19 protein-coding genes are annotated in these 15,535 nt (G+C 36.9%); 15 read left to right on the top strand and 4 right to left on the bottom strand.

Going from position 1 to position 15,535, the window contains the following annotated elements:
* Window positions 1-28: 28 nt before the first annotated feature.
* The 8 genes from ABIS04_RS13245 (at window position 29) to ABIS04_RS13210 (ending at window position 7,807) form a co-directional block, all read left to right on the top strand.
* Window positions 29-1,150 carry a hypothetical protein gene (locus tag ABIS04_RS13245; RefSeq protein ID WP_350431356.1) on the top strand — a complete coding sequence of 374 codons (1,122 nt, stop codon included), beginning with the start codon at window positions 29-31 and terminating at the stop codon, window positions 1,148-1,150.
* Window positions 1,151-1,329: 179 nt separating this feature from the next.
* Window positions 1,330-1,821, top strand: a complete 492-nt coding sequence (locus tag ABIS04_RS13240; protein ID WP_350431355.1) for a hypothetical protein — start codon at window positions 1,330-1,332, stop codon at window positions 1,819-1,821.
* A gap of 186 nt (window positions 1,822-2,007) precedes the next feature.
* Window positions 2,008-3,432 carry a 3'-5' exonuclease gene (locus ABIS04_RS13235; RefSeq protein WP_350431354.1) on the top strand — a complete coding sequence of 475 codons (1,425 nt, stop codon included), beginning with the start codon at window positions 2,008-2,010 and terminating at the stop codon, window positions 3,430-3,432.
* On the top strand, window positions 3,422-4,057 hold the full coding sequence (locus tag ABIS04_RS13230) for a DarT ssDNA thymidine ADP-ribosyltransferase family protein (RefSeq protein WP_350431353.1): 636 nt from the start codon (window positions 3,422-3,424) through the stop codon (window positions 4,055-4,057). Before ABIS04_RS13235 ends, ABIS04_RS13230 begins: the two co-directional genes overlap by 11 nt.
* A gap of 12 nt (window positions 4,058-4,069) precedes the next feature.
* On the top strand, window positions 4,070-5,707 hold the full coding sequence (locus tag ABIS04_RS13225) for an ADP-ribosylglycohydrolase family protein (protein WP_350431352.1): 1,638 nt from the start codon (window positions 4,070-4,072) through the stop codon (window positions 5,705-5,707).
* 414 nt (window positions 5,708-6,121) lie between these two features.
* Window positions 6,122-6,748: a DUF6988 family protein gene (locus tag ABIS04_RS13220; RefSeq protein ID WP_350431351.1), complete on the top strand. Its 627-nt coding sequence runs from the start codon at window positions 6,122-6,124 to the stop codon at window positions 6,746-6,748.
* 9 nt (window positions 6,749-6,757) lie between these two features.
* Complete coding sequence (locus ABIS04_RS13215; RefSeq protein WP_350431350.1) at window positions 6,758-7,357, top strand: hypothetical protein; 600 nt, start codon at window positions 6,758-6,760, stop codon at window positions 7,355-7,357.
* A gap of 189 nt (window positions 7,358-7,546) precedes the next feature.
* Window positions 7,547-7,807: a YHYH domain-containing protein gene (locus tag ABIS04_RS13210; protein ID WP_350431349.1), complete on the top strand. Its 261-nt coding sequence runs from the start codon at window positions 7,547-7,549 to the stop codon at window positions 7,805-7,807.
* A gap of 296 nt (window positions 7,808-8,103) precedes the next feature.
* On the opposite strand, the gene ABIS04_RS13205 is transcribed toward ABIS04_RS13210, so the two are convergent.
* Window positions 8,104-8,499, bottom strand: coding sequence for a tyrosine-type recombinase/integrase (locus ABIS04_RS13205; RefSeq protein WP_350431348.1), 396 nt, complete (start codon window positions 8,497-8,499; stop codon window positions 8,104-8,106).
* A gap of 144 nt (window positions 8,500-8,643) precedes the next feature.
* On the opposite strand from ABIS04_RS13205, the gene ABIS04_RS13200 reads away from it, so the two are divergent.
* On the top strand, window positions 8,644-9,123 hold the full coding sequence (locus ABIS04_RS13200; protein ID WP_350431347.1) for a DUF2947 domain-containing protein: 480 nt from the start codon (window positions 8,644-8,646) through the stop codon (window positions 9,121-9,123).
* An 80-nt stretch (window positions 9,124-9,203) separates the two neighbouring features.
* A complete protein-coding gene (locus ABIS04_RS13195) occupies window positions 9,204-9,773 on the top strand; it encodes a chalcone isomerase family protein (protein WP_350431346.1) in 570 nt (189 codons plus the stop codon).
* A gap of 135 nt (window positions 9,774-9,908) precedes the next feature.
* Here the strand turns inward: ABIS04_RS13195 and ABIS04_RS13190 are convergent, their stop codons facing one another.
* The 3 genes from ABIS04_RS13190 to flgA all read right to left on the bottom strand — a co-directional run bounded on the left by ABIS04_RS13190 (window position 9,909) and on the right by flgA (window position 11,595).
* Window positions 9,909-10,382, bottom strand: a complete 474-nt coding sequence (locus ABIS04_RS13190; RefSeq protein ID WP_350431345.1) for a flagellar protein FlgN — start codon at window positions 10,380-10,382, stop codon at window positions 9,909-9,911.
* A gap of 101 nt (window positions 10,383-10,483) precedes the next feature.
* Complete coding sequence (gene flgM / locus ABIS04_RS13185; protein ID WP_350431344.1) at window positions 10,484-10,813, bottom strand: flagellar biosynthesis anti-sigma factor FlgM; 330 nt, start codon at window positions 10,811-10,813, stop codon at window positions 10,484-10,486.
* A gap of 74 nt (window positions 10,814-10,887) precedes the next feature.
* The gene (gene flgA, locus ABIS04_RS13180; protein WP_350431343.1) at window positions 10,888-11,595 is read right to left on the bottom strand and encodes a flagellar basal body P-ring formation chaperone FlgA; all 708 of its coding nucleotides are present in this window, start codon (window positions 11,593-11,595) and stop codon (window positions 10,888-10,890) included.
* A 368-nt stretch (window positions 11,596-11,963) separates the two neighbouring features.
* On the opposite strand from flgA, the gene ABIS04_RS13175 reads away from it, so the two are divergent.
* From ABIS04_RS13175 to flgD, 5 genes are all read left to right on the top strand, one after another.
* Window positions 11,964-12,884: a chemotaxis protein CheV gene (locus tag ABIS04_RS13175; protein ID WP_350431342.1), complete on the top strand. Its 921-nt coding sequence runs from the start codon at window positions 11,964-11,966 to the stop codon at window positions 12,882-12,884.
* Between the two features lie 50 nt (window positions 12,885-12,934).
* Entirely contained in the window at window positions 12,935-13,768 is an 834-nt protein-coding gene (locus tag ABIS04_RS13170) for a protein-glutamate O-methyltransferase CheR (RefSeq protein ID WP_350431341.1), read from the top strand.
* 135 nt (window positions 13,769-13,903) lie between these two features.
* Entirely contained in the window at window positions 13,904-14,302 is a 399-nt protein-coding gene (gene flgB / locus ABIS04_RS13165; RefSeq protein WP_350431340.1) for a flagellar basal body rod protein FlgB, read from the top strand.
* A gap of 2 nt (window positions 14,303-14,304) precedes the next feature.
* Window positions 14,305-14,721, top strand: a complete 417-nt coding sequence (gene flgC / locus ABIS04_RS13160) for a flagellar basal body rod protein FlgC (RefSeq protein ID WP_140234700.1) — start codon at window positions 14,305-14,307, stop codon at window positions 14,719-14,721.
* A 23-nt stretch (window positions 14,722-14,744) separates the two neighbouring features.
* On the top strand, window positions 14,745-15,530 hold the full coding sequence (gene flgD, locus ABIS04_RS13155; RefSeq protein ID WP_350431339.1) for a flagellar hook assembly protein FlgD: 786 nt from the start codon (window positions 14,745-14,747) through the stop codon (window positions 15,528-15,530).
* Window positions 15,531-15,535 lie beyond the last annotated feature (5 nt).

The raw sequence follows: 15,535 nt of genomic DNA, 5'->3' as shown, positions 1-15,535 counted from the left end.
AATCAACTAAATAAAATGGTTTTTTACTGTGATTAATAAACAGATCTCTCAAGCTCAACTGCTATTTCCAAAATCTAAGTATCCCCTTTTAAATACCTACATTGACCTTTTTGTGAAATATATATATCAACACGATATTTGTGTTTTAGAATCTGATCTTGAAATTTTGTCAGTTGCGCTAGGGAAAACGACACGTCAGCTTTTCAGGACTGTTAATTCAAAAGAAAGCGTTTCAGATAAGCTTGAAAGTTTAATTTGTGATGGCCTTAAACTTAAAGTGGAAACAAAAAGAAGGCTTACAACAAGCCATACAGAGTTATCACAAGAAGCCAATAAAAATGTTGTTGATGTTGTTATTTCTCATTACCAATCGAAACTCGATGAAATTGAAGAACTAAAACGGCAGGACATTCTTGAACGAAAAGCTAAAGTTTTATCTGAAGCTAAAGCAAAAGCTGAAATGTTACAGAATCAACTTAGAGAAGAAGCAGAAGAATTCAAAGCAAGCCGTGTTGATTTTGAAGATTTTGAACTTTATGGCATCAAAAAAAACTCTCGTGTAGATAAGCTATTGACCCAACTTCGTAAAAAGATAATTACCCTTGAAGAGTTCAAATGGCTAGATAGTGTTGGTTTTTCAACTGAACTTGTCGTACAGAAATATCACCTTCAGTTAGCCCATCAACATTATCAAAATTGGAAAAAAAATAGCTTATCTTGGGAGTTGGTTAATGCTAGTGCTGCATATAGAAAAGCTGAGGTGCTGACTATAATAAAAAAAGCGTTAGATGATTCATATCCATTCAATATTCCCAAGAATGAAAAGAAATTAAAATCAGCTTTATTAACCACATACGGTGGCGTTTGTAGAGACTTAAAGGATTATGTGAATTCAATTAAACTTGGTTTAGAAGCACATAAAGTGATGCCATTGAACTTCAGGCCATGTACCTTGTTAGGCGCAGTTTACCTTTCAACGGGTGAATTTGACTTAGGCCATGAGTGGTATGACAAAGCAAAAGAACGAGGATTTAGCCAAGACGCTTACGACAATGATATTAAATCTGTTTATTTCAGGGCGAGTGATGAAATGAAAAACAGATTAAAGCAAAACCTAATAGCTACTGGTCACAAGTATAAATGGTTATAAATCAATACCGTCACACCCTGTGACGGGGCATTCGTCAATTTCAGCAAATTGGTGGAGTAGGGGTAACACCTTGGCGTGAATTAAGACGGCTAAGTAAAATCACTGACGAAAGCCTAGAGTGGGTAGATCAAATTAGGCAAGCCGCAGATGACTCAGATTGGAGTCGTTACACAGAGCTGATGGGCGGCGTATTTTGTAAGCGTGATGATCAAGTTATTAGATTGCTTTACCAATATAAAAAGCTAAGCGATATTCAATTAAGTCATCAAAAATTCGGCATTCCCCACGAAAAGACTAAGGATGCAGGCTATCAGCCTGCATCTAGTCACTCAACTATTACTGAATCCAATGCTGAAACCAATGCTGCAAATGCTACTAATCGCGCGGGATTCAGCCAACAATTAGTTCCAGGAAATCCTGAAATAATCCAAGAATGTGATTCTGGAATCAATGCTGCTGAAAACACGGCAATTACTGAAAATTCCCACATACAAACTGATGAAAGACAATTTGCAACGAATCGTTATGGTGATGAGCTTATAGTGCAGTTAAAAGGCATTGTCGCTTTAGGTGTTGAAATCGTGACTAGAGTACATGAGCGGACGTTAAGCTATTCACAGGCTAATGGGAAGATTGAGCCTAATCGCTCTAACTTGGAGTTCTGTCAATAAGTGTACTTTAGATAAATGAGGGATTTAAAATATATTCGATAGTTTTAATTAATCTCTGATGCGAGTAGGATAAGTTAGCGAGTAAATATCTAAGAATAGTGCAGGAAAAATATCCTTGACATCAAATGCTTATGATATAGGGCTAAGAAATTTTTATACTCATGAATATTATGGATGATGTAGCACATGAAAAATTTACAACAAGTAAAGCCAACACCTGAGCAATTAAAGCTAATTACAATCCCAACTCCTGGTATTAGGATAATCAAAGGAGCTGCTGGGAGTGGTAAAACAACAACTTCGCTTTTGATGTTACGAACAGCATTAGGATATTTACTTGATGTTTCTAGAGAGAAAAATGATTCACCGACAATAAACGTTAAAGTATTCTCATTTAATAGAACTCTTGCAGCGTATGTTTCTCAATTAGCAAAAGATATATCACTTACAATTAAAGCTAAACCTGGTGAGTTAAATGTTGAGGTGACAACATTAGGTAAATATTTAAATGAGAAAGCATTGTCAAAAAACAATATAATAAGTGAAGTGGTAAAAAGTAAAAAGATAAAGGAGTTAGCAGGCTGTATACCTTTGCTTTCTGATTTTTTAATTGACGAAGTAGAATATGTTCTTGGACTGTTACTTCACAATGATTTAGAGAGTTATATAACAATTGAAAGAACAGGGAGAGGTATTCTGCCGCGTGTAGATCATTTTTTACGAAGAAGAATATTAGATGAAGTTATATATCCTTATTTAAAATTTAAGAGTGAAAATCTTTTAGTTGATTGGGATGACCTATCTGTAATTGGTAGTGAAACTGTTTTTGAAAATATAGATATTGCAATCATTGATGAAGCTCAAGATTTTTCAGCTAATCAACTTCGATCAATAATAAAGCAACTAAGCCCACTTTCTTTTACTATTATTGTCCTTGACAGTGCGCAGCGAATTTATAAAAGAGGATTTACATGGAAAGATGTTGGCATTAATGACTCATCATCTTTTCGTCTTGAAAGAAACTATCGGAACACCATTCAAATAGCTAGTTTTGTAAAAAGGTTTATCGAGAATTCAAGTATTTCTTTCGATAATGATGCTACGTTATCCAATATCGACAAGATAACACGACAAGGTAGAATACCTCAGATTGTTGAAGGTCGATTTAAATATCAAATGAGCCATATCGTTGCATATATAAAAGATAATATAGATTTGAACTCTCAATCGATTGGTTTTCTTCATCCCAAAGGTGGGGGCTGGTTTGATTATATCAAGACGATTCTAAATCGTGAAAGTATTGACTACATTGAGATATCAAGAACAAATAACTGGCCAGAATCAAGCGCAAATGTTGCGCTATCAACAATTCACTCTGCAAAAGGACTTGAGTTCGATTTTGTTTTTATTATGGGGTTACAACATAGTCATTTTATCTTTAATGAAAGTGACTCAGAGGATATAAACTATTCATCTACAATAAGATTAATTTCTATGGGCATAACTAGAGCTAAAGAGAATGTAATTATTGGTTATTCGAGCGAAACTAAACCTTCTTTTATATCTCTTTTTGATAAAATAACTTTCGAGGCCATAAAATATGGAAATTGAGAAATCGGCAATATCGAGAGGTATTGATGAAATTATTCATTTTACAACCAATGAAGGTCTAATAGGAATCCTACATTCAGAGTTCTTGCTTCCTAATGCTAGGCTAAAAGAAGAGAACACATTAGAATTTATATTTAGCCAAAATTCAGAGCAACGTAAAGAAAGGGATAAAAAGTGGCTTGATTTTGTGAATTTTTCCATAACAAAAGTTAATCATGAGTTTTTTTCATACTCACAACAAAGGAGAAGATCACAGACAATTTTTTGGGTGATATTGTCATTCTCGATTAAAATACTTAATGATGATAAAGTTGTTTTTACTACTACAAATAATATTTACCCATCATGCACCAGAGAGCCTGGTCTTATTGGGTTTGATAAAATGTTTTCTGAATCGATAGTAGGTAAGTTTCAAGTGAATATGTTGCGAACCGAACATCATTTACCTTCATGGACAACTTGTGAACAAGCTGAGGTTCTTTATCCTGATGGTTGCTCAATATCTCATTTGCTAAAAATATATGTAAGAAATGAAGATAATAAACATTCAGTCAAAGGCATTTTAGCCGCTTTAAATAAAGACTATGATGTAGTTATAGCACCTGATATGTTCAAAAAAATTTAAGGACTAAGCCTCATGACCAATGTATCAGAGGAACAAATTATAAATTCTGCACTATGGGCAGCGTATGGAGATGCATTAGGCTTCATAACCGAGTTAGCAGACACTAAAATTATAAAATCTCGGACAGGGATCGTTACAATTAAAGGCTTAATTGACTGGAAAAGGCAAATAGGTGGACAATTTGGTACAACAATTAATCTTCCTAAAGGTTCGTATTCTGACGATACACAGCTGCGTCTAGCAACATCAAGAGCTATTATGGGAAATGGTCATTTTTCTATTCATTCCTTTTCAAAAATTGAATTACCAGTATGGCAGTCTTATGCCCTTGGAGCTGGAAGAGGCTCCAAGGTGGCAGCAGGTTCATTAGCAAAAAATAATATTGCTTGGTATAACAACTTTTATGAGACAGATAAAGTTAGTTATCTAAATAGTGGTGGGAATGGCGCAGCAATGAGAATCCAACCTCATGTTTGGAGCGCTGTACAACTTGATGATCCCGATATTTTTCTACCTGATGTCATTAAAAATAGTCTTACTACACATGGACATCCAAGGGCAATTGCAGGTTCTGTATTTCATGCTTTATGCTTGTCATACACACTTTTTTATCGAAGACTTCCTAGTATTGAAGAGTTTAAGACTTTTAATCAATGGACTTTAGAAATACCAAGGATTATTTCCCAAGATAATAATCTCAATACAATTTGGATGTCACATTACGAAAGTGTGTCCCCTATAACATTGATAGAAAGTTATTATCTTGTTTTCAATGAACTAGGTGAGCTCATAAGCTTAGTTGAAGACTGGTATGCAGGTGCAACTAGAAATTATAAAGATCTGGCTCAAGTTCTTGATCTGTATAAAAGTGAAACAAGAGGGTCAGGTACTTTAACTGCTTTAGCTGCATCCGCGGCGTGCTTATTATCAGAAGAAATGCAAATAGATGAGATAATTAAAGTTATTGTAAATGAGCTGTGGACAGATACTGATTCGATAGCAACAATGGCTGGAGCAATTTTAGGGGCTAAGACTGATACAAAACCTCTGGAAAAAGTCCAAGATGAAGCATATATAATAAAAGAGGCAAAACGCTTATACCTTATTTCTATCGGTGAAGAAGCAAACAGTTTTGAGTATTCAAATCATATGACGTGGAAATGCCCTGTATCTCAACTAGATTTCTTGGGAATGTATAATAATAAGCTTGTTTTTTTTCCATTTGGCATAGTTGAAAGTGTTGCGAATGAAGAATATATAGCTCGAAGTAAAACTTATAACTATGAATGGTTAAAGTCAGATGTTGGCCAATCTTTTTTAATAAAGAAGCGAGCTTCTGAAGATATTAAAAAAGTCTCTAAGAAACTTTTAAATGAACAAGTTGAAAAAATATCGAGTACAGACACTAGCAACTCAACACACTCACATATAAGTAACTTTCAGTCTGAATTGAGTTTAAAGCAAGAACTAAGCGAATATTCTTTAAGTATTGATGCATTGACATCAGAGTCAATAAAAGAAGGACTAAACCCTGTAACTATAGGGCGTCATATTATCCAAATCTCTGAATCAGAAATGGGTACTAATGGAGTGATTGCTTATAGTGCAATAATTTCGAAAGCATTAATTGTTAGAAGAAATAAAAGATAATTACACTTTTAAATTTGATGAATTAAACTAAATGATTTAACAACTCTCATTGTTTAGCTTTGAGAGTTGTTTTCTGCCCATAAAATCTAGTTTTTGATTTTTAGTGTGTTATTTTTAAAATGATATTAAATTAATTTATAAATCTAAATTGTTAACATTGGTTGACAAAAAAACAACCGCTTCTTTCTTTCGTCAGCGGAGTGTAGTTCGATTTCCTTTACTAGCTTATTTACCTTTGACTCATGTTGAACGGTGCCTGATAAATGTGCTGTAGTGATGCCAAGTTCTTGTTCAGCATGTTCAATATCGAAATTAGAGTAGGTGCTGATTGTTAATCTATATAGCCTAACAGTTCTCGTAGATCCCTTTGTAAATATTTAGTAGACTTAACGTTTATGAATAATTAGGTTAAGCATGGATCAGCTTCTCTCTCGCTCTGCTGAGTTCGAAAACTTTGTTAATGGACTGCTAGGACATCCTGAAACACAAAAATCGAAACGAACTGATGGTGCTCGTATTCTCTGCGCAGTTGTTATGGAGCATGCTTTGAGTATTAAAATTCTAATGCACGCTAATGCCTTTACATCAGCATTAGGTCTGTTAAGGCTCCAATATGAGGCTTTAGTCAGAGCGCATTGGCTCATTTTCGCTGCATCAGACATTATGGTGGATAAATTACTTTCAGAGCTTACAAACGAGTCTGCTCAAGCGGCTAATTCAATACCTATGGTCGGTGAAATGATGAAAGCGATGGAAGGCAAAGCCCCACAAAATGCACTTCAACCGCTACTTGAATTCAAAGAAAACTCATACAGGTCTCTCAGTTCTTATATCCATGGAGGCATACATGTCATCAGCCGTAAGAAGCAGGGCTACCCAGTCATACTCTTGGAAAATGTCCTTAAAAATTCTAACCAACTCAGCGGAGTCGCAGGGTACTTTTGGTCTCATCAGACTCAGAACCCGCTGATTATTGCTAATGCCATGGCTTCTTTTAAAAAATATCAGGATTGTTTTAATTACCTGACACAAGATAATTAGGAGTATTAAATGGAATTAGATGCAGTTTTGAAGTTAATTTCAGGTTTCGGTGCAATTTTTGGGATCCCCTTAACTATAACTCACCTTTTAACATACAAAAACTCAGGCAAGCTAAAAAGGTATGAAATATTCAAAGAGATAAAAGGGTATCTTGCTGATTATAATAGTAAAAGTTATCCTGTTATATGTGCTGCTATTAACTGTATTAGCAAAAGAGAGTTAACTCTAGATGAAGTGAAGTGGTTTATTGATACACCTCATGCTTTTGAATACATAAAAGCTTATAGTGATCAGGAGAGATATATAGAAATATCTGAAAAAATGGATTCTTTTAGATATTCAGATAAATATTCATCAAAAGCGGTAAGAAATCTTGAACACCTAAAGTTAGCTACTGCGTATGTAATCCTGTCAGGCATTGGTGTGTTCATTCTTTTATTGACACAGTCACAAGCTGAAATGTTTTTAATTGCGATAAGTGGCTATATATCTGGTGTAATTTGTATATTTTTTGGCGTTATGATGCTTATCCAAAAAGGACATTTAACTAGCAGCAAGTTAACTGTTGAGCGAAAATTTGACGTTGTGAAAAAACAGAAAAAGAGTTAGACGGTTCAACTTTGTTTAAGTTTTAACGATAATAGTGAGTGATCGTTAATCTATATGAATTATTTATAGTTTTGGGCATTAGATCATATAAATATTCAATGTTTATGTTGTTAATAATCCTTTTTATTGCTATCAAGGTATTGTTTTAAAAGAATTTAGAACTAGCTGTTTACCTTAAGTAGAGAAAATATGAATAAATTAATACTGGCTTCGCTTTTGTTTGTATTGGCCGTCCCCATGTCATTCGCACATAGCGGAAGAACTGATAAAAACGGTGGTCACAACTGTAGTCAAGCATCAATAGATAAAGGACTTTGTACTGGTTATCATTACCACAATGGGATTGCAAAAACTGATACTAGCAACCAAGAAAAACATTCACATGACGGTATTCTTCATACACATAAAGTTGAAGAGGCTAAAACTGAAAAAGTTGCTATTAAGTCATAGCTTCAAACTAGCTTAACTTTTCAAACAGCTCTCTCTTTTCATCTTCAGAGAGCTGTTTTATTTCTCCAACAAGCCTATCCACTTTCGATACCTGCTGAAAAGTTCCAAGCAGATGAGCTGTAGTAATACCCAATTCAGCCCTAACATGTTCAATATCTAAATGGATATAAGTGCTGGCTGTGATACTGGCTCTTGTTTAAATCCCTAATGCTATGTCCTAGTCGTTTACTAGTTGTTTGATTTTTGATATCTAAAGCGACCGCCACGCATGACGCTCCAGCTGGCTATGGTTCGCCTTAAATGGTGACAACTCTTTTGAAAGTGTAGGCATTTTCTGTACCGCGAAGCTCTGCACGTTCTGTAATGCGATGCCAGAAGCTGCCTTTACCTGCCTTTTCGATAATATGGCCTGATTGACTGCGCTCACTCGGGAATACAAAGCGCTCACCTTTTACTGCTTCTTGGCTGCGTCTGGTAAGAATGTCCATCGCTTCTTTTGTCAGTGGCACAGCATGAGGCTTTTTAACTTTCATTTTACTGGTTGGGATAAGCCAAATACCACGCTGATGATCTATCTCGCGCCACTCCATGCTAAACACACAGCTTTTACGCTGGCCTGTTAATAGCAACATCATTACCACATCACGGTAAATAGGTAGCTCAAGTTCTAGGGCTTCAAGTAATCGCTTCACTTCATGCTCGGCTAAAATACGCTCTCGTTTAGTGCCTGTTAGTTTTTCTGCAAATCACCTCATCATTTCTCAGCCTCGCTATCGCAGTCTGATCAGCTTTAGCGCTATAATTGTGTTTCATTTTTTGTTGCTAGGAGCAATTGTTTGTCATATTCATATATTCCGTTTGATCTTTATAAGCGTAAGTGGATTTTTAACCATAAAGATTTGCCTGTATCAGATGATGATAAGGCGCTGATTAAGCCATTGACCGATAAAAGTGCCATGGAAGTGTGGGATAAGTGGATAAGCAATAAGAGCAGTCGCGCAGAATTATTCGAAAAGGGTGACTGGCCAGCGAAGCAAGATGCCTGGACGGCAACTGAGCACTGGCAAGCTGCGTGGGACTCTCATGATAATGCGATGCCAGAAGCAATAATTGAACATATTCAGTGGCCTGCAGATGCTGTGGTGTATTTTTGTTATGAAAAGTACCAAATAGTTGAAACGCGTTGGGATGTGTTTGTGCGTAATTGGAAGTGCTTTTTATTTTTTGATGATGGTCCAATTCTTATCTCGCCAAAGCACAAGCAAGCATTGATGTTTCTACAGAATGGCCAATATAAATTAGGCGTTCGCGGTTAATTAATCAAACCTACGTTACGGTTGTTGACTCAATGGCCGATATTGTTGCCGTTTTTTTACAGCTTTTTTAGAGAGTTTATATGAAATTATTAGCTTCAATTGGTTTGAGCTTATCGTTAATGCTGCCTTTGTTGGCACAAGCTAGCACAATTGCAGATGTTGATGTAGCAGAACAAATGACTGCAGCAGAGCAACCATTAGTATTGAATGGTGCAGGGGTGCGCAGTAAGTTTTTCATGGATTTATATGTGGGTAGTTTGTACTTACCTAAAAAAGTGCAAACCTTAGATGATGTACTGGCACAGCCTATTGCTGTGATCCAGTTAACCATCACTTCTGGAATGATCTCTTCAAATAAAATGCGTAACGGCATAACAGAAGGATTTGATTCCGCTACCGACAATGACACGCATTTTATTGCCAAAGACATTGAACATTTTACACAGCTATTTGCTGATGAAATTGTTGAAGGTGATCAATTTACTTTTGTTACTCAAAAAGGTAAGGGCGTGACCAGCATAAAAAATGGTCAGGTTCAGGGTGAGATAGTGGGTGAGGCTTTTCGTCAGGCATTACTTAAGATTTGGTTAGGCGAAGGGGCTGCACAACAAAGTTTACGTGAAGCAATGCTAGGGAAAGCCTCTAACTAGTGTCGCTACGCTGCTAAGATTGTATAGTATCTAGCCGCGAAGCGTCCTAGATTCTAGGCTTTTAGCATGTTACAACAGTAATGAAGGGCGACTAGTGAGGTCGCAGTGCTAATTGATAAGTATTCGGCTGACAAATTAAGCTGAAAAGTCATTACCAAGCGTCGAAATAGTAGAGGTTTTACCTTTGCCATTATAGGTTAAACTTGATGCATTACGGCTGGCTTGCAGTGCTTGGGCAAATCGATTGAGACTGGCAATATTTAGCTCAATTAAACTGGCATTTTGGCTGTTTATATCTTTGCATTCTGCAAGAATAGTTCTAGCTTGTGCAACTTTTGCGATTAACTCTGGATCGGTGGAAAGGAGAGTGTGCTGAGGATGATTTGCTAATTTTTCGTCAGTAGTTTTCATGTTGAATAAACATTGAGTTTTGTCTTTAGAAAGTGCTAACAGTTTGTCTGCATCTTGTTTAGATAATGCCGATTTTTCTTCGGAAATAAGCTGCCTTAGCTGTACTAACGTCTTATTCTGGCTGTCTAATAACTCACGAAGTTCATCGTGAAGCAGTCCATTTGGCTGTTCATTTAGCTGTTCATTTAGTACGGTCATAAATTACTCTTAGGTTTTCTTAACTAACACTTCACTATAATGCAAGGTTGCACCTATTGTCTCTGTGTCGTTAAAACAAATTAAAGAGTAACGTTTAACGGTTACTCTTTATTAAACGATAAACTGCCTAGCTCTGCTTCAAAACTAGCAATATTCGCGGCTAGCTTTTCTGGATCGACTTTATAGCGTCCTTCAGAGATAGCTTGCTTTATTTCTGCGACCTTTTTTTGGTCGACTTCCGGTAACGATGCCATTTTAGTTTGCGCGCTCTGAAGCTGTTGAGCTTGAGAGGTAATGCTTACGGAATCTGTTTTAACTGGTGCAGCTGATTTTGGTGCTGCAGTCGTATTAGATTGCGAAGCAGACTGCATATCACGAGCAGTGCGCATTTGTGTATTGTTAGTAGTGTTATGCTTAATGTCAATTGCCATGGGAGGCTCCAGCGTAATGAATCAGGTTTTCCAAACAGGCTATCGACACCCCAGGAAAAAACTTTAGCTTTATTTTACATTCTTACTTCAACTTCGCCAACGCCAATTACCACTGCATCAAATTGTTTCTCTGTATTACTATTTTTGACTCTGATCACTTCACCAATGTTACCGTCTCGCAATGCTTCTCCAAGGGTTTTGATTTGAACATTAGCGGTTTTTGCATAAATAGAAACATTGTCACCTTTGCAAACAAAACACAGATTATTAGTAGTTATTGGCGAGTCTTTGCTAACACGACGCTTCACTCGTGAACCGATTAATGTAGACGTATTAGAAAAATATTGGCCTTTTAAATTATATTGGTCAACGTACATTACCTGTAAGCGATGTTGATCAATGATTTGATCTTTAGAAAGTAACTGATTAGCGACTACGACTGGATATTTTATTTCAACTCGAACTGAGATGTACATTTGCCATGGGTAGTCATAGTCAGGACTATCGCAGCTTATTTTTACCATATTATTACGGCTAATAGCTCTCTCACTGGCAAGTTCTACATTGATAGGTGGATAACATCGCGGCGGATTTATTCTACCTTCAAGATTTTGTGGGGTAATTTGGATTTTGGCTTTTGAGTCAGCCTCAATTTTTTTGGCGACAGTCTCTTTAGCTAATGCGTAAATGGTCGATAATGTAGGTGTTACTATCTCTTCACTAGCAAATACTGGCGAAAAAAAGGTTATTGAGCACAAAAAACATAAAAAAAATACTTTCATAATGAAGATACTAGCTTGTTTCGCCAGAATACACCTATACTTTGAAAAACGAAAAATATGCGAGTTATCTCGGCATATGTAAGAAGTTAAGAATAAAAGGTCTAAGGATATGATAATAGCATTATCCTTTCGTCAAAAAAGTGTCGGTTTATGGTGAGTATGAGTCAATGCTATTTAAAGCAAATTACATGCCCACTTTTAAATTCGATCAATTGATAAGTATTCGCTAGGTTGGTGATAGTTTATACTCAAGTTGAACTTGTCATCAGTAGCGAGATATATTAACCGTATTATGTTAAACCTAGGTTTACTATAATTTCAAAGCACAATTTATCCTTTTGGGTGACCGTTAACTACAAGGCTGTTTTATGTCGAGCATTTTAGAATCAGTAAATAAACGTACTCAACTTGTCGGGCAAAACAGACTAGAGTTGCTATTGTTTAGGCTTAATGGCCGCCAAAGATTTGGGATTAACGTGTTTAAAGTGAAAGAGGTATTGCAATGCCCACCACTGACAACGTTACCTAAATTAAACCGTTTTGTTAAAGGTGTTGCTCATATTCGTGGTGCAACCATTTCTGTTATCGATTTAAGTGCGGCAACAGGCGGACGTCCGCTGACATCGACCGAAAATTGTTTTATTATCATTTCAGAATATAACCGAAGCGTTCAAGGCTTTTTAGTGAGTTCTGTTGAACGTATTATCAACATGAACTGGGAAGCGATTATGCCTCCTCCACAAGGTTCTGGTCGTTCATCATATTTAACGGCTGTCACTGAAATAGAAGGTGAGTTGGTTGAGATTTTAGATGTTGAAAAAATTCTCGATGAAATTTCACCGGTTAAGACTTCGATCAGTAAAGAGGTCAATGAAACATTAACCATTGATAGAGATCAACATTATCATATTATGGTTATTGATGATTCAACAGTGGCTCGTAAACAAATTATTCGCTCATTAGAGTCCTTAAATCTACAAATTGATACAGCCAAAGATGGTAAGGAAGCGTTACTTAAACTGAAAAGTATAGCGACTGAAATGGATGATGTATCTGTTGAAATCCCGCTTATTATTTCTGATATTGAAATGCCAGAAATGGATGGTTATACACTAACTGCAGAAATTCGCGATGATCCAAAATTAAAGAACATAAAAGTAGTATTGCATACATCATTAAGTGGTGTGTTTAACCAAGCAATGGTAGAGAAAGTAGGGGCTAACGACTTTATTGCCAAGTTTAACCCTGATGAATTAGCCGCAGCGGTTAACAAACATTTGAGCTTATAAAGCCAATATTGATATTTTATCTCATAAGCTCGTATATTTAGGAAGATAATGTGACAGATAAATCACTTGCTGAAGCAGAGTACAATCAATTTAGGCTGTTTTTAGAACAGCATAGCGGTATTGTGTTAGGTGAGAATAAACAATATTTAGTGCGCAGTCGTTTAGCTCCACTGATGGGAAAGTATAATTTACCTTCTTTATCTGAGGTGGTTAAAAAGTCAATGAAACCGACAGAACGTCAATTACGCGCTGAAGTGATAGATGCAATGACGACAAATGAAACCTTATGGTTTCGAGACCGTTATCCATTTGAATTACTGCACAATACTCTGTTACCTGAGTACAGTAAGCTTGGTCGACCATTGAAAATATGGTCGGCGGCGTGCTCTTCTGGGCAAGAACCTTATTCTTTAGCCATGACTGTGTTGGAGTATCAGCAACGTAAACCTGGCGCTTTACCTGGGGGGGCTGCTATCCAGGCAACTGATTTATCACCTTCAATGTTAGACCGCTGCAAGAATGCTGAATATGATGGTTTAGCCCTAGCTCGCGGTTTGTCTGAAGAACGTAAACGTCAGTTTTTTGATACCTTGCCGTCAGGCAATATGAAAGTGAAAGATAATGTTAAGCGTTTAGTTAATTTTAGGGCCCACAATCTCCTTGAAAACTATAGTCTATTAGGCAAGTACGATATTATCTTTTGCCGTAATGTATTGATTTATTTTGGGCCAGAGGCAAAAGCTAAAATTTTGCGGCAATTTGCTGCCGCACTTAATCCAAAAGGGATTTTATTTTTAGGTGCGTCAGAATCTCTTGCGGGTTTGAGCGATGAATTTAATATGGTTCGTTGTAACCCTGGTATTTATTATCAAAAGAAAGTGTAGTTAAAATAATAGCTTAACCTAATTATCATGCCGGCATTCGTCGGTATGTTTGTTTTTATCTTTTTATTCGTAAAAAATTAATTATTGGCATAACCTTTGCTTTATTCCTATCAGTTAGCTGATGGAGGCAATTTTATGGCGATTAATTTCGATAATGCATTAGGTGTTCACCAATACTCGTTGGGCGTAAGAGCTCAAAGAGCAGAAGTTATTTCAAGTAATATCGCCAATGCCAATACTCCTCATTATAAAGCTAAAGATGTTGATTTTGCTTCTGCGATGCAAGCGGCAAGCTCACATCAGAAGGGCTTGAGTATGAGTAAAACCACAGATAAACATTTCGATTTAACGGCATTAAGCCAACAACATGTTCAATATCGTGTACCTACTCAAGCCGATACCGGTGATGGTAATACTGTCGACACGCAAAAAGAGCAAGCAGCATTTATGCAAAATGCGCTGGAATATCAAATGTCATTAGGGTTTCTTGAAAGTAAATTTTCTGGCATGACTAAAGCATTGCGGGGTGATTAATTATGAGTTTATTTAATATTTTAAATGTATCTGGCTCGGGTATGTCTGCGCAGTCTGTACGGTTGAACACCACCGCCAGTAATATTGCCAATGCAGATTCTGTGTCGAGTAGCGTAGATAAAACCTATCGTGCACGTCATCCCGTTTTTGAAGCCGAATTAATGAAAGCCAATAGCCAGCAAAATGACTCACCAGGAGTCACTGTTAAAGGCATTGTCGAAAGTGACAAACCATTGCAAAAAGAATATTCACCAGACCATCCAATGGCAGATAATGAGGGGTTTATCTACAAACCCAATGTTAATGTAATGGAAGAAATGGCAGATATGATTTCTGCATCACGCTCTTATCAAATGAATGTTCAAGTGGCTGATGCGACTAAGACTATGTTGCAACAAACACTAAGGATGGGTAAATAGTATGATTATTCAAGGAGGTAACAATGAGCCTCGTTAATGCTTACAGTCAGTCTTTACCGCAACAGTCCAGTAGTGCTTCTAACACAAGTGCTGCAACGAAAAGTTCGGTACAGACAAATACAACGACGACTACAACAGGTAATGTTTTTCTAGATAGCATCCGTCTACCAGAAGAAAGTGCGATACCTGAAGCTAATGATCAGATGTTAAAGCAAGAGGATTTTTTTGCTTTACTTAGTCAACAGTTGTCAATGCAGGATCCATTTGAGCCCGTTGACAATGACCAAATGATTGCGCAAATGGCATCATTCTCGACAGTCGATGGTATTTCAAATCTTAATGATGAAATTCTTAACCTTAATACTGTCATGAGCTCAAGCCAAGCATTACAAGCTTCAAGTTTAGTTGGACGTAAAGTGCTTATTCCTTCTGATACTGGCGCTATATCTACTGAAAGCCCTGAGATTAAAGCTGTGATCAGTACACCATCGGCAATCGAGTCTATTACGGTTAGGGTGGAAGATGAATCCGGCCAGCTTATTAAGAGTTTTACTGTTGATGGCAGTGAAGGCGGCAATGTTGATGTCACTTGGGATGGTTTAGATAAAAATGGCGAACCTGTTGAAGCAGGTAATTATGCCATTAAGGCCAGCGGTAAGGTGGATGGAACATCGGAAGATTTAGCGGTATCGACTTATGCCCATGTTGCCAGCGTGTCTTTAGGCACAACGGCAACAGGAGCCATTTTGAATTTGCGTGGAGTAGGCGGAATTAAGTTGTCTGACGTACTCGCAGTATCCGAAACATAGAGTAT

It is taken from the genome of Shewanella sp. H8, assembly GCF_040285065.1.
In the GTDB taxonomy this organism is placed as follows: Bacteria; Pseudomonadota; Gammaproteobacteria; order Enterobacterales; family Shewanellaceae; genus Shewanella; species Shewanella polaris.
This window is presented reverse-complemented; position numbering and strand designations above follow the sequence as displayed.